17 protein-coding genes and 3 pseudogenes are annotated in these 19,315 nt (G+C 31.2%); 8 read left to right on the forward strand and 12 right to left on the reverse strand.

What is annotated here, in order from left to right:
• Window positions 1–4: 4 nt before the first annotated feature.
• Together folK and aroQ are read right to left on the reverse strand one after the other, a co-directional pair.
• Window positions 5–478: a 2-amino-4-hydroxy-6-hydroxymethyldihydropteridine diphosphokinase gene (gene folK / locus AJN64_RS05465; protein ID WP_002851803.1), complete on the reverse strand. Its 474-nt coding sequence runs from the start codon at window positions 476–478 to the stop codon at window positions 5–7.
• A 2-nt stretch (window positions 479–480) separates the two neighbouring features.
• The gene (gene aroQ / locus AJN64_RS05470; protein ID WP_002852001.1) at window positions 481–960 is read right to left on the reverse strand and encodes a type II 3-dehydroquinate dehydratase; all 480 of its coding nucleotides are present in this window, start codon (window positions 958–960) and stop codon (window positions 481–483) included.
• A gap of 91 nt (window positions 961–1,051) precedes the next feature.
• On the opposite strand from aroQ, the gene AJN64_RS05475 reads away from it, so the two are divergent.
• The 3 genes from AJN64_RS05475 (at window position 1,052) to AJN64_RS05485 (ending at window position 4,275) form a co-directional block, all read left to right on the forward strand.
• Window positions 1,052–2,281, forward strand: a complete 1,230-nt coding sequence (locus AJN64_RS05475; RefSeq protein ID WP_052858897.1) for a metal-dependent hydrolase — start codon at window positions 1,052–1,054, stop codon at window positions 2,279–2,281.
• Window positions 2,269–3,165 (forward strand): signal peptide peptidase SppA, encoded by an 897-nt coding sequence (gene sppA, locus AJN64_RS05480; protein WP_044779363.1) that lies wholly within the window; start codon window positions 2,269–2,271, stop codon window positions 3,163–3,165. Before AJN64_RS05475 ends, sppA begins: the two co-directional genes overlap by 13 nt.
• Before the next feature lie 78 nt (window positions 3,166–3,243).
• Entirely contained in the window at window positions 3,244–4,275 is a 1,032-nt protein-coding gene (locus AJN64_RS05485) for a Cj0069 family protein (protein ID WP_070292786.1), read from the forward strand.
• A 241-nt stretch (window positions 4,276–4,516) separates the two neighbouring features.
• On the opposite strand, the pseudogene AJN64_RS09770 reads toward AJN64_RS05485, so the two are convergent.
• The 8 genes and pseudogenes from AJN64_RS09770 to AJN64_RS05530 form a co-directional block, all read right to left on the reverse strand.
• Window positions 4,517–5,083, reverse strand: a pseudogene (locus AJN64_RS09770) (hemerythrin family protein).
• A 224-nt stretch (window positions 5,084–5,307) separates the two neighbouring features.
• Complete coding sequence (locus AJN64_RS05500; protein ID WP_002932947.1) at window positions 5,308–5,964, reverse strand: lactate utilization protein C; 657 nt, start codon at window positions 5,962–5,964, stop codon at window positions 5,308–5,310.
• The gene (locus tag AJN64_RS05505; protein ID WP_002860914.1) at window positions 5,957–7,396 is read right to left on the reverse strand and encodes a LutB/LldF family L-lactate oxidation iron-sulfur protein; all 1,440 of its coding nucleotides are present in this window, start codon (window positions 7,394–7,396) and stop codon (window positions 5,957–5,959) included. The genes AJN64_RS05500 and AJN64_RS05505 overlap by 8 nt, the downstream gene beginning before the upstream one ends.
• Window positions 7,393–8,133, reverse strand: coding sequence for a (Fe-S)-binding protein (locus AJN64_RS05510; protein ID WP_079860354.1), 741 nt, complete (start codon window positions 8,131–8,133; stop codon window positions 7,393–7,395). Before AJN64_RS05510 ends, AJN64_RS05505 begins: the two co-directional genes overlap by 4 nt.
• Before the next feature lie 120 nt (window positions 8,134–8,253).
• On the reverse strand, window positions 8,254–9,936 hold the full coding sequence (locus tag AJN64_RS05515; protein ID WP_070285063.1) for an L-lactate permease: 1,683 nt from the start codon (window positions 9,934–9,936) through the stop codon (window positions 8,254–8,256).
• A 171-nt stretch (window positions 9,937–10,107) separates the two neighbouring features.
• A pseudogene (locus tag AJN64_RS05520) lies at window positions 10,108–10,673 on the reverse strand (cytolethal distending toxin subunit A/C).
• A 10-nt stretch (window positions 10,674–10,683) separates the two neighbouring features.
• Window positions 10,684–11,290, reverse strand: a pseudogene (locus AJN64_RS09555) (cytolethal distending toxin subunit B family protein); the annotation flags it as partial.
• A 16-nt stretch (window positions 11,291–11,306) separates the two neighbouring features.
• On the reverse strand, window positions 11,307–11,495 hold the full coding sequence (locus AJN64_RS05530) for a hypothetical protein (RefSeq protein ID WP_002860919.1): 189 nt from the start codon (window positions 11,493–11,495) through the stop codon (window positions 11,307–11,309).
• Between the two features lie 159 nt (window positions 11,496–11,654).
• On the opposite strand from AJN64_RS05530, the gene AJN64_RS05535 reads away from it, so the two are divergent.
• From AJN64_RS05535 to cydB, 3 genes are read left to right on the forward strand one after another with little or no spacing between them, the layout of a single operon-like run.
• The gene (locus AJN64_RS05535) at window positions 11,655–11,888 is read left to right on the forward strand and encodes a DUF4492 domain-containing protein (RefSeq protein ID WP_002860921.1); all 234 of its coding nucleotides are present in this window, start codon (window positions 11,655–11,657) and stop codon (window positions 11,886–11,888) included.
• A complete protein-coding gene (locus AJN64_RS05540) occupies window positions 11,889–13,451 on the forward strand; it encodes a cytochrome ubiquinol oxidase subunit I (protein ID WP_044779851.1) in 1,563 nt (520 codons plus the stop codon). It abuts the gene before it with no gap.
• Window positions 13,451–14,575, forward strand: coding sequence for a cytochrome d ubiquinol oxidase subunit II (gene cydB, locus AJN64_RS05545; RefSeq protein ID WP_044779850.1), 1,125 nt, complete (start codon window positions 13,451–13,453; stop codon window positions 14,573–14,575). The genes AJN64_RS05540 and cydB overlap by 1 nt, the downstream gene beginning before the upstream one ends.
• Window positions 14,576–14,768: 193 nt before the next feature.
• Here the strand turns inward: cydB and AJN64_RS05555 are convergent, their stop codons facing one another.
• A complete protein-coding gene (locus tag AJN64_RS05555) occupies window positions 14,769–15,464 on the reverse strand; it encodes an aspartate/glutamate racemase family protein (RefSeq protein WP_044779849.1) in 696 nt (231 codons plus the stop codon).
• Window positions 15,465–15,583: 119 nt separating this feature from the next.
• On the reverse strand, window positions 15,584–16,279 hold the full coding sequence (gene ung, locus AJN64_RS05560) for a uracil-DNA glycosylase (RefSeq protein WP_002881270.1): 696 nt from the start codon (window positions 16,277–16,279) through the stop codon (window positions 15,584–15,586).
• Between the two features lie 273 nt (window positions 16,280–16,552).
• Between ung and aspA the strand changes: the two genes are divergently transcribed.
• Window positions 16,553–17,959: an aspartate ammonia-lyase gene (gene aspA / locus AJN64_RS05565; RefSeq protein WP_002854440.1), complete on the forward strand. Its 1,407-nt coding sequence runs from the start codon at window positions 16,553–16,555 to the stop codon at window positions 17,957–17,959.
• A 16-nt stretch (window positions 17,960–17,975) separates the two neighbouring features.
• Window positions 17,976–19,313, forward strand: coding sequence for an anaerobic C4-dicarboxylate transporter (locus tag AJN64_RS05570; protein ID WP_070292787.1), 1,338 nt, complete (start codon window positions 17,976–17,978; stop codon window positions 19,311–19,313).
• Window positions 19,314–19,315 lie beyond the last annotated feature (2 nt).

Consider the following 19,315-nt stretch of genomic DNA (forward strand, 5'->3'; position numbering starts at 1 on the left):
TTCCTTATATCATGCCTAAAGGCAAAATTACACTCACTCTTTCTTTAGCCCCTTTATGAGGCACCTCACACCACTTATCACGCTTGACTTTTTGTGAAAAGTATAAAAGATCTAAATCAAGCGTTCTAGGAGCGTTTTTGAAAGTTCTCTTGCGTTTAAATTTTACTTCATAATAAAGTAAAACTTTCAAAAGTGCTCGTGCATGCAAATTAGTTTGTATCAACATAACAGCATTGGTAAAATCTTTTTGCTCTTTAAAACCAAAGGCTTCATTTATCAACATAGGAGATGTGGATAAAATTTTAAATCTTTTATCATCCATCATTACTCGAAAAAGCATATCAAATCTTTTTTTTTCGGGCTCTATATTGCTTCCTAAGCCTATAAGAGCTAAATATTTAAAAGATCGTATATTTTGACTAAAAAAAGGAAAAAAACGACTTTTTTCAAAGTGTTTTACTCCTTGAATTTTTAGCATTATTATTTATTTGTTTGTTGTGCTTGTTGCATCGCGCGCAAATTTTTTATTTGCTCACAAATTTGAATTATACCCATTAAAGCCAAGTGATAGCCAAAAGGACCAAAACCAACAATAGTTCCAGAACATACAGGCGCTATAAGACTTTTTTGACGAAATTCTTCTCTGCGATAAACATTGCTAATATGTACTTCAATTGTAGGTAAAGCTACTGCTGCAATAGCATCGCGAATAGCTACTGAAGTATGAGTATAGCCTGCTGCATTGATAATAATTCCATCAACTGTTCCAAGGCATTCTTGAATTTTATCTACGATTTCACCTTCAAAATTACTTTGGAAAAAGTCAAGTTCTACATTGTTTTGCGATGCTGCAAGTTTCATTTGCTCATGAATTTCTTCCATTTTCATAGCACCATAAATTCCCACTTCTCTTACGCCAAGCATATTAACATTTGGGCCTTGGATAATCATTATTTTCATGGATTTAACCTTAAAAATTTATTTTTTAACCTTTTATTATAACATTTTAAAAATAAATTTTTGCTACAATGTAATTTTTGAAAGGAAAATCGTGTTTATAGCTGCTGCAAGATATCTTTTTTTATGCGATGAAGATTTTACAATACTAGAAAATCAAGCCTTTGTTTTTGAAGATAAAATTTTAGAATTGGGTGAATTGGATAATTTAAGAAAAAAATATCCCAAGGCTAAAATCATCAAAACACCTAAAAATTCGGTTATTTTACCTGCTTTTATAAATCCTCACACACACTTAGAATTTAGTGCAAATTCAACAACTTTACATTTTGGAGAATTTTTAATTTGGCTTAAAAGTGTTATAAATTCTCGTTCTATGTTAAATGCACAGGCCAAAGAAGAATTAATACTTCAAAGCATTAAAAAAATGCAAAAAAGCGGTATAGGCACTATAGGTGAAATTTCAAGTTTTGGGAGTGATTTAGATCCTTGTTTAAAGGCTAGTCAAAAGGGTATGCGTATAGTATTTTTTAATGAAATTTTGGGTACAAATGAAAATCAAGTTGAAGATAAAAAACAAGAATTTTTAAAAAGATTTGAAAATTCTTTGAAATTTAAAAATGATTTTTTTATCCCAGCAATTTCGATTCATTCTCCTTATTCAACTCATCCTAGTTTGGCTCATTTTGCTCTTGATTTAGCTAAAAAGCAAAATTTACTAGTTAGTACGCATTTTTTAGAAAGTAAGGCTGAAAATATCTGGCTTAGAGAGTCTAAAGGGGGGTTTAAAAAATGGCTTGAAAATTTCACACTTCATCCTAAGCCTCTTTATACACCAAAGGATTTTGCTAAACTCTTTAAAGGAGTAAGGACTCTTTTTACGCATTGTGTTTATTTAAAAGAATATGAATGGTTAGATAAAAATTTACATTCTATTACACATTGTGCATTTTCAAATCGTCTTTTAAGTCAAAAAAGCTTAGATTTAAAAACGGCTTTAAAAAGTGGATTAAATATCCATTTAGGAACCGATGGACTTAGCTCAAATATTTCATTGTCCTTACTTGATGAAATGCGCGCGAATTTACTTATACATAAGAATTTTGATTTATTGGAGTTAGCTTCTAAGCTTTTGCAAATGGTAACACTTTATCCTGCAAGGGCTTTAAATTTAAATTTAGGAGAGCTTAAAAAAGGTAAAATTGCTGATTTTAGCGTATTTGAGCTAGGAGAATGTGATAAAAAGCAAGCTCCTTTGCAGTTTATTTTAAATGCTAAGGAAGTGGATAAATTATTTATAAAAGGAAAAGAATGCAAATTTTAAAATCATTTTTTAAGGCTTTAGGGTGTGGAATAAAATTTATCAATACTTATTTTAAAACTTTTGTTTTATTGTTGATTGTTATATGGATTTTAATGTCTAGTGCAAATTCAAGCTCCAATCTTGCAAATTTAGAACGCATTGATTTAAAGGGTGAAATTTTTGATAGCTCTGCGGTTTTAGAAAAAATTATCAATGCTAAAAATGATAGCAATATCAAAGGAGTGCTTTTTGTTGTAGACTCTCCTGGTGGAGCTTTTGCTCCTAGTATGGAACTAGCTCTAGCTATAAAGGATTTAAAAATTAAAAAGCCTGTGCTTGTCTATGCAAGCGGAACTATGGCAAGCGGAAGTTATTTAGCAGGAGTTGGAGCCAATAAAATTTTAGCCAATCCGGCAAGTTTTATAGGCTCTATCGGTGTGATTATGCAAGGAGCTGATTTAAGTGGATTGGCTAATAAACTCGGTATTAAAGAACAAACTATTCAAGCAGGTGAATTTAAAAGTGCTGGAACTTTTGCAAGAGCTTGGAATGAGAATGAAAGAAATTTTTTACAGGGTTTAATTGATCAAAGTTATGATCTTTTTACAGGTTTTGTTGCTAAGGAAAGAGCATTAGATCTTAACAAAAAAGATCAATGGGCAAATGCAAGAGTGTTTTTAGCTGCCAAGGCTAAGGAGCTTGGTCTTATAGATGAGCTTAGTAATTATGAAAATGCTAAAAAGGAGCTTGAAAAACTTGCTAATGTTTCAAATCCCGTTTGGAAAGAAGAAAATAAGATTGATAAATTTCTTAATCGCCTAGAAGGACAAGCATCAAACTTGATAAGTAAAAGCTTAATCGAAATCGCTTATAAGACTAATAGCAGTTTTATAAACGCTAGATAAAATATATAAATATTTTTATTTAATTTTTGTAATATTTTTATGCAATAATTATTTATATTTTAGATAAGGAGTAAAATAATGAAAAAAAATATTGTTTTTTTTGAAGTTAAAGGTGGGAGTGATAAAGGTGAAGATGGTTATAGAAAAGATACTATACCTATGGTAAATGCCTTAAAAGCTAAGGGTTGGAATGCTGAGGTGATTTTTTTTGAAGTGAGTAAAAAAGATGAAATTTACAAATATGTGAAAGAAAATTTTGATGGTTATGTTTCTCGCATCAATCCTGGCAATCTTAAAGAAGAAAATGAGTATTTTGATATGTTAAGAAAACTTTGTGCTGATAAGCTTGTAGGTATGCCTCATCCTGATGCTATGATAGGTTATGGTGCTAAAGATGCACTTACAAAATTAGCAGATACTGATCTTGTTCCAAGCAATACTTATGCTTACTATGATATTAAGACTTTTAAAGAAAATTTTCCAAAAAGTTTGGCTAAAGGTGAAAGGGTTTTAAAGCAAAATCGTGGCTCTACAGGAGAGGGAATTTGGCGTGTGAGTGTAGAGGGTAGCGTTAGTGGAGATAGTTTGCCTTTAAACACAAAAATCAAGTGTACGGAAGCTAAGGATAATCATGTAGAACATAGAGAGCTTGGGGAATTTATGGATTTTTGTGAGCAATATATCATAGGTGATAATGGTATGCTTGTGGATATGACTTTTTTACCGCGCATTAAAGAAGGTGAAATCAGACTTTTAATGCTTTATAACACTCCTGTAAATGTAGTACATAAAAAACCAGCCGAAGATGCCGATGCTTTTTCTGCTACGCTTTTTAGTGGGGCAAAATATCGTTATGATAAGCCAGAAGATTGGAAAACTTTGGTGGATATGTTTTTAGGCGAGCTTCCTAAGGTAAGGGAAAGATTAGGCAATTACGACTTACCATTGATTTGGACGGCTGATTTTATTTTAGATACTGATGAAAAGGGCAATGATAAATATGTTTTAGGCGAGATTAATTGTTCTTGTGTAGGCTTTACTTCTCATTTAGAGCTTGCTGATGAAGTAGCTTCAAATATTATTAATATTGTAAGTAAAACTAAGGCTTAGTTTTTAGGTTTAATGTCCATTTTATTATTGAAAAATGGACATTCTTTTTCTATTGTTTTTAAGTTTGAGCTATATTCTATTGGGAAAAAATTTTCACAAAATGAGCATTTTGTATCTTTGGTTAGTATAGGATAGGAATAGTCAAATTTATCCAAAATAAAATATTTTATTTTTTATCCATTAAATTTCCTTCTTTGACTAACTTATACTTTATTTATTATTTTAACGCATAAATAGTTAATTAGAAATTTTCTGAATATTTTTTATAAAACTGTATGGCTTCTTTACATTTTTTACATTTAAATTTTACACCCTTAAGTTGAATTTTTGATGAATTCCAAAAGGTACATCATGCATTTGTCCTACGCATTCACATGTATAAAGATAAACTGCATTTTCATCATCTTTTTCTTCTTTGACTTCTTCAAAGCTTACCTCCCCCATCATCTTCAGAAGCTAAAGAAGAACTTCTATATTGTTCAACTTTCATATCTTCATAGAGTATATGTTCTAAAAGCAATTTTTTAGAAACTGTGTAAAGCTTCTCTTTTAAATCATTAGTGGTTTTTATGTTTTGTATAAGATAAGACATATCATGAATGATATTTTATACATGATTTTGTGTTCATTTAAACAAGGATAATGAATTTATTGCATATAATCTTCTTCGTTGCTAAAATGTTCTTTTATTATAGTTAAAAAGTTCTATTAAAATTTCTTTTAACTCATCTCTTTGAACAAATTTATAAACCATATTTTCTATTTTTGCTGCAAGTTCAAAAAGTTTTTGGTGTTGAATGTCAATCATTGTGTCATGAATACTCTATTTTTCATTCCAAGTTGGAATTAGTTTATCCAAAAGCACCTTCTTTAATTTTTGTATTTAAAATTAATTTCATATATTTGAGTGAAATATTATATTTTATTAAAATATTATTAATTAAAAATTATTTATTTTATTTATATTTGTATAATATAAAAAATATATATAATTAATATTAAAAATTAAGACTTACTGATTCTAGTATAGAATCAGTAAATAATAATATGTGCAATTTGTGGCCCATGAACACCAAAAATAGTGATAAGTTCTATATCTGCTGTTCTTGAAGGCCCTGCTATAAATAAGATATTAGTAGGTAAGATTTCATTTTCTTTTTTTACCAAATTTAAAGCCTCGCTAAGACTTTTAACAACATTTTCTTTTTTAAGTAGCACTATACAAAGTTTAGGTGCAAGGCTTAGCATTCTAGGTTGAGTTTTGCTTGAAGGTACAAGTGCAACTCCGTGAGAGCTTACCCCTGCTCTTGCATGAATGATGGAAAAATCACTATGAAAAACCTCAGATCTTAAATTTTCGATTTCTTTATCAAAGCAAATCTTTTTTTCTGCTTTGATTTGTTCTAAATTTAAATTTAAATCTAGCCCATAAATCATACTTTTAAAGTCATATTTTGCGATAATTTCATTGATTTTTTCTTCTAAGGTATCTTTTGTAGCATTTTCAACGATGTATTTGTTATCATTCATTTTTTGTTTCATTTCTGCAAGCATATCTTGGGTGGTTTGGATATGTTCTACAGGATCTATACTTTCAATGCGTGTGAACGTTGTTTCTTTGTAAGCTTTTTTAAGATGTTCTAAAATACTTGCTTTACTTTTGCTTGAAATTTCATCGATTTTACTCATAGCTTACTCCTTCTAGTTTTTGCACTTCTTTATAAAGATCCATTTTAATTTGAGGTAATTCTTTAAAAGCGTGCCATTTTTTAATCACAGGTAAAACGCTTGCGAAATTTTGTACCGTCCAGTTGAAATAATGTGCTTTTGAAAGTGAAAAACGCCATTTATTGCCATTGGTTGCGATATTTTTAAATTGTTTAAAAGCAAAGGCTTCTAAGGCATTGCGATGAACATTATTTGCTCCTAAAGGTGGATTTTTACCTTGTCCTATTTTATCACATCTTAATTTACGAATAAGATCAGCCAAAGGAATTTGCACTGGACAAACTTCAGAACAACGCCCACAAAGTGAACAGAAATTTAAAATATCTCCTGTATGATCTATACCAAAAATATTAGGACTGATTACTTCTCCTATAGGTCCTGGATAAGTGGTTTGATAGGCATGTCCGCCGATTTGATCATAAACAGGGCAAAAATTCATACAAGCCCCACATCGAATACAACGCAAAGCCTCATAATAATCCTCATGAGCTAACATTTTAGAGCGATTGTGATCAAATAAAATCACATGCACTTCTTTAGGACCATCTAAATCCCCATTTTTTCTAGGGCCTGTAATGATATTATTATAAGTTGGTATAAATTGTCCTGTGGCTGAAGGAGTGAGTAAAGAAACCATAGTAGCCGCATCTTCAAAGCTTTCCATGACTTTTTCTATGCCGCAAAGTGCGATATGAATATCAGGTGCTGTAGTGCACATTCTACCGTTTCCTTCATTTTCTATAAGCCAAAAAGCTCCTTCTCTTGACATGGCAAAATTGACCCCACTAAGTCCAAGTTTTAAGCCTTCAAAATCTTTTCTTAAATGCTCTCTAGCTACCGCATTTAAACTTTCAGGTTCATTGTTTTCTAAATTCGCTCCTAATTTTTCTTTGAAAATTTCTCCGATTTCATGGCGGTTTCTATGTATAGCAGGTACAACTATATGTAAAGGAGGCTCTTCATTAAGCTGTAAAATAAGCTCTCCAAGATCGGTTTCTATAGCTTTTAAACCTTTTTTTTCTAGGTAGTGATTTAGGCCTATTTCTTCGCTTGCCATAGATTTACCTTTTAAAAGCTTGGTAATATTTTTTTCTTTCATGATTTCATAGACGATTTCACAGGCATCTTCATCACTACTTGCCCAATGCACTTTAATGCCATTTTTTGTAGCATTTTTTTCAAATTCTAAAAGCCTTTCTTCTAAACTCATTAAGGCATTGTTTTTAGCTTGTTTAGCTTTAGCTCTTAAACCCTGCCAGTCTTTAAATCTAGCATCAATAACATTGAGTCTATTTTTTTGTAAAGTATGCATGGCAGTCATTAAATTTTCTTGCATTTGCTTGTCATTGAGTTTAATTTGAACGATTTGTTCGTGAGGAATTTTTTGACTCATAGTCTTTCTCCTTCCAAGCGTTTAAGTAAAAAGTCATATAAATGTATGCCTTTTATATCTAAACCCATTCTTTTCATTGTGCCATCTATGTTTAAAAGACAACCTCCATCGCCACTGATGAGATATTTTGCACCGCTACTTTGTATATCTTTAATTTTACTTCTTGCCATAGCATTTGAAATTTCAGGCTCTTTTACTGAAAAAGTTCCGCCAAAACCACAACATTCTTCCTCGTATTGAAGTTCTACTAATTCTACATTTTTTAGTTTTTTGATAAGATTTTTACTCGCTTGTATGCTTTTTTGCACTCTTAAAGCATGGCAATTAGAATGCCAAGTTACTTTTATAGGTGCACCTTTATCTTCATAATCTACTTTTAAAACTTCATCAAGGTATTGTGAAAGTTCTATGACTCTAGAGCTAAAATCTTTGACTTTAGAAAATTCAGGTTTGTTTTTAAAAAGTTCTTTATAGTCATGACTCATCATACCCGCACAAGATCCGCTTGGCACAACGATGGGGTAATCTTTATCAAATAAATCCACATTATATAAAGCAATCTCACGACTTTCATCGAAATAACCTGAGTTAAAAGAAGGTTGAGCGCAACAGGTTTGATTTTTTTTAAAAATCACTTCAATACCTTCACGCCTTAAAAGTTTTATTGCATTTAAAACGCTTTGTTGCATAGCAGCACTTCCTAAGCATGTGGCGTAAAAATACACCTTTTTCATGATCTCTCCTTTTGGGATAATTTAGGATAAATATTCTAATCCTATAAAAATAAAAGCAAAGTAAATTTTCCAACAAATATTCTAAAAACGAATATTTGTTGAAGCAAAACTTAAATTTTTTAATTATTTCACTATAACTTCAGGGATGATTTCTTGTAAGAAAAAAGCTATAATGCAAGTCCAAATTCCTATTAAAATAATAAAAGCTACAGAATATTTTAATGTGAATTTGAAAAGATCAGATTCTTTTCCTACAAGCCCAACTGCTGCGCAAGCTATAGCAATGCTTTGTGGACTGATCATCTTTCCAACGACCCCACCTACTGAATTAGCTGCTAAAAATAAAGCTTCACTAACACCTAGTTTTTGAGCACTTACTTGTTGCAAGGTTCCAAAAAGTAAATTAGCACTTGTATCAGAGCCTGTTAAAAATACCCCTATCCAGCCAATGATTGGTGAAAAGAAAGAAAAAGCATCACCTGTATGTGCAAAAGCAAGTCCTAAAGTAGTGCTCATACCACTATTTTTAGAAATAAAAGCAAAAGCCACAACTAAACCTATGGTGATACAAGGTATAGCCATTTCTTTTAAAGTAGCCCAAAAGCATCCTGCTGCATCTTCAGCTTTGATTTTTAAAATAGCTATACTTAAAAAAGCTGCAAGCAAAATCGCTGTTCCTGCTTGAGCTACGGTTTTTCCATTGATTAAATCTATACCTAAAGCCAAAGATAAAGGCTTAGCTTCTCCTATGCCTGTGATAGAAGGGCTTAAAATTCCAGTTGTGATATTGCTAAATTGTAAAGTAATGCTTGTATAGCTTAAAATTCCATCCTTATCAAAGAGAGCTTTAAACCAAGGTTGTGTCCAAATGATAATACAAACAATGAGTAAAATAAAAGGCGACCAAGCTTTTAAAATTTGATTAAAGCTTAGAGTGTTATCTTGAGTGAAATTGCTTTCATTATCAAATCTAAAAATATTTTTTGGTTTCCAAAATTTTAAAAATACAGTTGTAACCGCTAAAGAAACTACAGCTGAGATAATATCAGGTAATTCTGCTCCTAAGTGATTTGAGCTTAAAAATTGAGTAGTTGTAAAACTTAGTGCCGCAACTAAAATAGCTGGAAAAGTTTCTTTAACGCCTTTAAATCCATCCATTAAAAAAACTATGAAAAAAGGTATAGTAAGACTTAAAGGAACTAGCATTCTACCTACCATGGCAGAAACTGAATGCTGTTCTATGCCGACAAGATTTGCCATAGCAATAATAGGAATTCCCACCGCACCAAAAGCAACAGGAGCGGTATTTGCGATAAGACAAAGTCCTGCAGCTTGCAAAGGACGCAAACCAAGTCCTACTAAAAGTGCAGCAGTTATAGCCACAGGGCCACCAAAACCTATAGCACCCTCTAAAAATGAACCAAAACAAAAACCTATTAAAATCACTTGAATTCTATGATCTGGAGTAATGCTCATCACGCTTTTTTTAATGATTTCAAAAGAACCCGACTTGATAGAAAGTTTGTAAAGAAAGATTGCCGCAATGATAATCCAAGCTATAGGCCACATACCATTTGTAAAGCCTTGAATAAAACTTGCGCCCACTAAATTCCAAGGCATTTTATAGGCAAATAAAGCTACCAAAGTAGCAAGTATAACAGTTAAAAAACCTGCTTGATAACCTTTAAGTTTTAAAACAACCAAACAAACTAAAAAACATAGTATAGGTAAAAATGCCACTAAAGCACTTAGCCAAATGTTTGAAAAAGGGTCGTAAACTTGTTGCCATGTTAAAATTTGCTCCAATTTTTCCTCCTTGATAATTATTTATGTATAAATTTATTGTAACAAAAAATTAAATTAAAATAAAAAAATTATAGAGTAAAGTAAATTATATTGTGTTGTTATTGATTATTTTGTGTATTTTTGTAATATCATAAATATTAAATAAATATAAAAATAGAACAAGAAAAAATCTTATTCTAAAGGGGTAGAAGCTGTTAAAGGTGGAGTTATAATCATTAGTTCGTTTACTTCATAAAAAATTAGGATCTAAGGTGCAAGGGGCTATTCTAAAGCGTTTTTGTGTAGGAATATTTGGATTAAAAAGTTACCATACATTCATCAGATTCCAAAACTAAAGAACAAATTTGCACAGCTGAAGTTGTTGTTGGCATTATAGAAAATACAGTTTCTAGTTTACTATCTTTTAGATTATCTTGACAAGATTTTGCTCCAAAGGTTCCATCTTCTAGAATGGCCAAACAAAGATCGCTTTCCTGTGGATTTGTAAATTGCACATAACCAAAAGGAAGTTCATTAGCTAATTTATCTTTTTGTTTTAACTCATTGCTTAAAACAATTTCTTTAATATTCCAATTTTGATCAATAGGATCTTTTGAGATATCTCTAAAGGCACTTAAAAAAATTCCCGTTTCCAAGCTTCTTATAGAAACCATTTCGGTAAAATCTTTCAAATCTCCAGTAGGAGTTGCAAAGGCTAAAGTTATAAACATAAAAAATAAAGCAACAATTTTTTTCATATTAAATGTCCTAAAATTTTCTAAAATTAACTGGAAAATGATCTTAAACTTGCAAGCATCAAAATCACAGCTAAAAGTGGTGGAGTATAGACTTGTTGTCTGTTTAAATTTCCTGTAATTGCATAATCAATAGTCCTCCGTTTGCTTGAGTTGCACTAGTTGGAAAAACCACTCTAATTTTATTTGCTAATTCTCTATCCACTGTATTTGTTATAGTAGAAGGATCACGGTTAAAATCCCCTGCTATCATCCAGTTAACTTGAGGTATATTTACAAAATGTGTATTTATGGGCTGTGATAATTGCTCCTACATCTGTTCCTTCATTGGCTAAAGCATAGATATTGAAAAAAGCATCACTTCCATCGCGAATTCCTATAATGGGTCTTGAAACTATAGCTAAATTTACACGATTAGCTCCTACATCAACGCGAGAATAATAAATAAAAACCCTATCAGGTCTTGAAAGAGTCCTCAAATTCTACTCATATTCATCAATAGGCGTTCCACCTTGTTGCACATGGCGTCCTGTTGGAGTGGCTATTCTTAGTAAAGTTCCTATTTCTTGTATCATTAAGATATCTAAGGGGTTTGCTCCACTTGCAAGTTGTCTTATTGCATTATTGTTGATGCTACTAGTTAAAGGTGGGGTAAATAGGAGTAATAAGTGCTAAATCAGCATTGCTAATTAAACTTGGAATTTCTTGATTAGTAGGAAAAATAGGTTCAAGTCCTAGTTTTAAAGAAAAAGAATTAGTATCTTCAAATTCTCCAAATGAACGCCCCAAAGGATTTACATTTTCAAAATTTAGAAGAACATTCATTAAAGAAAAAAATCATAAAAAAAATAAAAACTTTAATTTTTTGCATTAAAAACCTTGATTATGTATTTAAATTTTTTAAGAAAATAATAACATAATTTTCATTATAATTTTCCGCTTCTTAAAATGTTTTATTTTGTTGTTTTTAAAGGTAGAATTTACATGCATCTTAAACACTTATATTTTAGTATTTCTCAAATTTTTAATTTTTACAAAGAAGGTTTTAAAAATTTAACTCTTGGAAAGACCCTTTGGAAAATTATCTTTATCAAACTTTTTGTTATGTTTGTGATTTTAAAACTTTTTGTTTTTGATGTAAATTTTAATTCTATTTTTAAAAGCGACAAAGAAAAAAGCACTTTTGTACTCAAAAATCTTACACTCGAAGGAAAATAAATGAACGAACTTAATAGCGTTGATTGGTCAAGAGCGCAGTTTGCTTTAACTGCACTTTATCATTTTTTGTTTGTGCCTTTAACCTTAGGCTTATCTTTTATCATTGCTATCATGGAGACTATCTATGTAAAAACTAAAAATGAAAGATGGAAAAAAATCACCAAATTTTGGCTTTCATTATTTGCTATAAATTTTGCTATCGGTGTAGCTACAGGTATTATAATGGAATTTGAATTTGGAACAAACTGGGCAAATTATAGCTGGTTTGTGGGAGATATTTTTGGTGCACCTTTGGCGATTGAAGGTATTATGGCATTTTTTTTAGAGGCTACTTTTTTTGCAGTTATGTTTTTTGGCTGGGATAAAGTAAGTAAGGGTTTTCACTTACTTTCAACTTGGTGTGTGGCTATAGGAAGTAATCTTTCTGCTTTTTGGATTTTAGTGGCAAATGGTTGGATGCAATATCCTGTAGGAATGAGCTTTAACCCTGATACAGCAAGAAATGAAATGCAAAGCTTTTTTGAAGTAGCACTTTCTCCTGTGGCTATTTCAAAATTTTTACATACCATAGGCAGTGGTTATGTGATTTCAGCTTTATTTGTAATAGGAATTTCAGCTTGGTTTATGTTAAAGGGACGTTATATTATCGAGGCTAAAAAAAGCTTAGTTGTAGGAGCTAGTTTTGGTTTGGTTTGTTCAATCTTTTTGTTTTTCAGCGGAGATGAAAGTGCTTATCGTGTAACTCAAACTCAACCTATGAAACTTGCAGCTATGGAAGGGGTTTATCAAGGTGAACATCGTGCAGGGCTTGTGCCTTTTGGAATTTTAAACCCTAAAAAAACCATAGACAATAACGAAAGTGTGTTTTTATTTGACATTACTATACCTTACGCTCTTTCTATATTAGGAAACCGTGATCCAAATTCTTTTGTTCCAGGAATTGAAGATTTAATCTATGGAAATGAAAGCAAAGGTATAGAACCTATGCAAAATCGTATCGATAGAGGAAAAATCGCTATACAAGCTCTAAAAGACTATAAACTTGCTAAAGAAAACAATGATACAATAGCTATGGCAAATCACAAATCTATTTTAGAAACTCATTTTAAAGATTTTGGTTATGGATATTTAGAAAAACCAAGTGATACTATTCCGCCTGTGGCTTTAACTTTTTATAGCTTTCATATTATGGTTGCTTTAGGAAGTTTTTTCTTTTTACTTTTCATCGTTACACTTTATCTTACTATGGCAAATGATATTGAGAAATTTAGAAAAGTACTTTGGGTGTGTTTGTTATCCATTCCATTGGGTTATATCGCCGCTGAAGCAGGCTGGATTGTTGCTGAAGTAGGCAGACAACCTTGGGCAATTCAAGACTTACTTCCCGTACATATCGCAGCAACACAACTTGGAAAAGTCAATGTTCAAATTTCATTTTGGATTTTTGCAGTACTTTTTACAGCCTTATTGATTGCAGAAGTTAAAATAATACTTACTCAGATTAAAAAAGGTTTTGACGCACATGCAGGACATACTCCACTTATGGGCAAAGGAGAAAAATAATGTTTTTTGGTTTAGAACTTGAAGGTTTGCAAATTTATTGGTGGTTGATTTTAAGTTTGCTCGGTGGACTTTTAGTTTTTATGTTTTTTGTCCAAGGTGGACAGACTTTAATCGATGAGCTTAGCAAGGATGAGCTTGAAAAAACCATGCTAGTCAATTCTTTAGGGCGTAAATGGGAGCTTGGTTTTACAACTCTCGTACTTTTTGGCGGAGCAGCTTTTGCAGCTTTTCCACTTTTTTATAGTACCAGTTTTGGCGGAGCTTATTGGGCTTGGCTTTGTATTTTATTTTGTTTTATTTTACAAGCTGTGGCTTATGAGTATCGTAAAAAAGAAAATAATGTTTATGGCTCTAAAACCTATGAAATTTTTCTTAAAATCAATGGATATTTAGGGGTATTTTTAATCGGAGTTGCAGTAAGTAGCTTTTTTAGCGGTTCTGAATTTATCTTAAATGAGCATAATTTTGTTTCTTGGCAAAACCCTTTGCACGGCTTAGAACTTTTACTCAATCCTTTTAATTATCTCTTAGGCTTAGCTTTGGTATTTTTAGCAAGGCTTTTAGGCGCAGCGTATTTTATGAACAATATCAATGATGAGAATATCAAAATAAGAGCTATGAAAAAACTTATGATCAATAGCATTCTATTTTTACCTTTTTTCTTAGGTTTTTTAGCGTGGATTTTCTTAAAAGATGGTTTTAGTGTAGATGCAAATGGAACTGTAAGCATGAATGCGAATTTATATTTATATAATTTCTTAAATCAAATGATTTTTGCTGTTTTGCTTGTTATTGGTGTGATTTTAGTGCTTTTAGGTATGGTTCAAGGAGCAAAAGGTTGTTCTAAGGCTATTTTTACTCTAGGACTTGGAACGGTTTTAATAGTTTTTGCTTTATTATCAAGTATTGGTTTAGGTCAAAGTGCTTTTTACCCATCTTTAAGTGATTTACAAAGTTCTTTAACTTTAAAAAATGCAAGTTCAAGCTATTATACTCTAAGCGTCATGGCTTATGTGTCTTTGCTTGTACCTTTTGTTTTAGCTTATATTATCTATGTTTGGAATGCAATGGATAAGGTAAAAATCACACGCGAAGAAATCGCAAACGATGATCACGCATATTAAGGAGAAAAAATGTTACATGCTTTGTTTTTATTGACTTGGCCTTTAGTAATTTATCTAAGCTATAAATTTATAATGCTAAATATCAATCAATTAGAAAAAGATAGCAAACTATAAAGCAAGATAAGATTTAAACCGATATAAGTATAAATCTTTTCAAAATATTGCAATTTGCCCATTTTTGGGCATCTTTTAATCATAAATCTTTTAAAGCTTCATTAGCAGCATCAAGGGCGTGAATAAGGCTTGTGTCAAAAATTTTGATATTTGTATCATTTTTGGATATTAATAAACCAATTTCAGTGCAAGCTAAAAGCACTCCCTTTGCACCTTTTTCTTGTAGTTTTTTTATAATATTTAAATATTTTTCTTTAGATTCTTGCTTGATTTTACCCTTGCAAAGCTCATTAAAAATAATATCATTAACGATTTTTATATCTTCATCGCTAGGAATAATAACGCTAATATTTTCTTCAATAAGCATTTTTTTATAAAAATCCTGAGTCATTGTGTATTTAGTACCCAATAAACCAATTTTTTGTATGTTTTCTTGTTTTAAAGCCTTAGCAGAGCTTTTTGCAATATGCAAAATAGGGATATTTATGTTTTGTTGAATTTCATCAAAAACCTTATGCATAGTATTAGTTGCAATTATTATAAAACTAGCCCCTGCAAGTTCTAATTTTTTAGCACACTGAGTTAAAATTTGCGCAGCTTCTTGCCATTTATCTTGGCTTTGTAAATTTTCTATTTCTTCAAAATTAACACTGTAAAGTAAAATTTTTGCAGAATTTAAAGATTTTAATTTATCATTTATAGCTTGATTTATTGTTTTATAATAAGTAATAGTACTTTCAAAACTCATTCCGCCTATAATACCAATGGTTTTCATTTTTCTCCTTAAAAATTAATTTTTGAGTTGTTTTATTATAATATATTTCATAGAAATACGATTTATTTTTAAATAAATAAATATATTTTAATATTTTTATTAAAATTTAAAATAATTTTTTAAACTATTTTCCAATCTACAGGAATTTTACCAACTTTTTTTAAAAATTTATTAGCCTTTGAAAAATGCTTACAACCTAAAAATCCTGTTCTAGCTAAAGGGCTTGGGTGAGCTGCTTTTAAAATCAAATGCTTAGTATTATCAATCAAAATCTCCTTGCTTTTTGCGTAATTTCCCCAAAGCATAAAAACAAGCCCTGATTTTTCATTGCTTAATTTATGTATTATAGCATCACTAAATTCTTGCCAACCCCACGAACTATGACTAGCTGCTTTATTTGCTTCAACGCTAAGAATAGAATTTAAGAGCAAAACTCCTTGTTTTGCCCAAGAGCTTAAATCTCCGCTTTTTGCTGGAGTGATGTTTAAATCATTTTGCAATTCTTTAAAAATATTATTAAGACTTGGTGGGATTTTTACATTTTTTGGAACCGAAAAACTAAGCCCCATTGCTTGGTTTGGTTGATGATAGGGATCTTGTCCTAGGATAATAATTTTAATTTCTTTTAAGGGACATAAATTAAAAGCATTAAAGATTAAATTTGCAGGCGGATAAATAATTATATTTTGATCAATCGCATTTAGGTATTGTTTTTTGATTTCTAGAAAATATTTTTTTTGAAATTCGTCTCTTAAAAATTCTTTCCAGTCATCATTTATTTTAATCTTATCTATGTTTATTGTAATTTCTTCCATGTTATCCCTAATTATTTAAATTATTAAAAATTTTATTCTAGCAAAAAAAGCTTGCAAAAATATATTAATTTTTTTTGAAGTAAATAAAATTTTTTATATTAATAAAAATTAAATATAAAGACATAAGTAGGATATAAAAATACTTAATTTATTATATTTTGAAAGTATTTTAATTATTAACCAATTATTAACTAAAAATGCAATATCATTATTTTATGATTTAAATCAAAAATTTTTGATTTTAAATTAAAATACTTTTATGAAAGGTTCAAAATGGGAACAAGAAAAGAACATGATTTTATTGGGGAATTGGAAATCTCTGATGAGGTTTATTATGGAGTGCAAACTTTTAGAGCTGTTGAAAATTTTGATATTTCTCATGATAGATTAAAAGATTTTCCTCGCTTTGTTAGAGCTTTGGCTAGAGTAAAAAAAGCTGCAGCTATGGCAAATCATGAATTAGGTCTTTTGGATAAAAATATCCAAGATGCGATTATTAAAGCGTGTGATAAAATTTTAGAAGGCGGGTATTATGATCAATTTGTAGTAGATATGATCCAAGGAGGTGCTGGAACAAGTACAAATATGAATGCTAATGAAGTTATAGCAAACATAGGACTTGAACTTATGGGTCATAAAAAAGGTGAATACCAATATCTTCATCCAAATGATCATGTTAATTTAAGCCAAAGTACTAACGATGCTTATCCTACAGCTTTACACCTTGCTTTGCATGATTATTTAAGTGATTTGGCAAAAGCTATGGAACATCTAAAAAAAGCTTATGAGAGAAAAGCTGAAGAATTTAAAGATGTTCTTAAAATGGGTAGAACCCAACTGCAAGATGCTGTACCTATGACTTTAGGTCGTGAATTTAAAACTTTTGCCGTAATGATAGGTGAAGATATACAAAGAGTATTAGAAGCTAGAAAATTGATTTTAGAGATCAATTTGGGTGGAACTGCTATTGGAACGGGAATTAATTCTCATCCTGATTATCCGAAGGTTGTAGAAAGAAAAATAAGAGAAGTGACAGGTTTTGAATATACTGTGGCTGAGGATTTGATCGAGGCGACTCAAGATACGGGAGCTTATGTACAAATTTCAGGTGTTTTAAAACGTGTTGCAACAAAACTTTCTAAAGTATGTAATGACTTAAGACTTTTAAGTAGTGGTCCAAAATGTGGTCTTAATGAGATTAATCTTCCAAAAATGCAACCAGGTAGTTCTATCATGCCAGGTAAGGTAAATCCTGTTATTCCTGAAGTAGTTAATCAAGTTTGTTATTTTGTTATTGGAGCAGATGTAACTGTAACTTTTGCTTGCGAGGGTGGACAATTACAACTTAATGTTTTTGAACCAGTTGCAGCATATAGCTTATTTAATTCTATTGTAATGCTAGAAAAAGCAATGTATACTTTAGCTGATAAATGTATAGATGGTATTACTGCAAATGAAAAAATTTGTTCAGACTTTGTCTATAATTCAGTAGGTATAGTAACAGCTTTAAATCCTTATATTGGTTATGAAAATTCAGCTTCTATAGCTAAAGAGGCAATGAACACTGGAAAAAGAGTGGCTGATATTGCGCTTGAAAGAGGGCTTTTAAGTAAAGAACAAATTGATGAAATTTTAACACCATCAAATATGCTAAATCCTCACATGGAAGCTAAAAAATAGCATTTTAGGATTTAATATGGATATAATGATAATTTTGCAAGTAATCGTCCTTCTTGGGGCAATTTTTATCGGTATTCGCCTAGGCGGTATTGCTATAGGTTATGCTGGAGGATTGGGTGTAGTTATACTAGGACTTGTTTTAGGTATGAAACCTGGTAATATTCCTTGGGATGTTATTTTAATTATTGCTGCAGCTATTGCAGCAATTTCTGCTATGCAACAAGCAGGTGGACTTGATTATATGGTAAGGGTGACAGAAAAAATTTTAAGATCAAGCCCTAAATTTATAAATTATTTAGCTCCAGCTTGTGGATGGTTGCTTACAATCTTAGCAGGAACAGGAAATGCAGTATTTTCTTTAATGCCTGTTGTAGTTGATGTTGCAAAATCTCAAAACATAAAACCTAGTGTTCCACTTTCATTAATGGTTGTTTCTTCGCAAATTGGAATCACTGCTTCTCCTGTGAGTGCAGCTGTGGTTTATATGAGCGGCGTTTTAGAGCCACTTGGATGGAATTATCCAACTTTAATTGGAATTTGGATCAGTACAACTTTTATAGCTTGTATGCTTACAGCTTTTATAGTGAGTTTAATCACTCCTATGGATTTAAGCAAAGATAGCGTTTATCAAGAACGCTTAAAAGCAGGACTTGTTAAAGATGCAGGAGCTATTTTACATGGTGAAGATAAACCAGGTGCTAAGCTTTCAGTAGGAATTTTCTTGATCACTGTTTTGGCAGTTGTACTTTATGCAACCGCAATTTCGAGCAATATTAAATGGATCGATCCTGTTGTGGTTCCAAGAGATGCAGCTATTATGAGCTTTTTACTTACTGCAGCAACTTTGATCACTTGGCTTTGTAAAGTTGAACCAGGTAAAATTCTTGATACCAGTGTATTTAAAAGTGGTATGACTGCTTGTGTTTGTGTTTTTGGTGTAGCATGGCTTGGAAATACTTTTGTTGCAGGACACGAAGCTTCTATTAAAGAAGTAGCAGGCGACTGGGTTAAACAAACCCCTGCTATGTTAGCAGTTGCATTTTTCTTTGCAAGTATGCTTTTATATTCTCAAGCAGCAACCGCAAAGGCCATTGTACCTGTAATTATCACCGCTTTAGGAATTTCAGCAACAAATCCGCATGATTCTTATATGCTTGTAGCTTGTTTTGCAGCAGTTTCAGCACTTTTTGTGCTTCCAACTTATCCAACCTTACTTGGCGCTGTGCAAATGGATGATACAGGAACGACTAGAATTGGTAAATTTATATTTAATCACTCTTTCTTTATACCAGGAGTTTTAGCTATTGCAATTGCTGTAGCATTAGGCTTTGTATTAGCTCCTATGCTTATTTAAAT

The sequence above is a fragment of the Campylobacter sp. BCW_4332 genome, from assembly GCF_001763175.1.
Lineage (GTDB): Bacteria > Campylobacterota > Campylobacteria > Campylobacterales > Campylobacteraceae > Campylobacter_D > Campylobacter_D jejuni.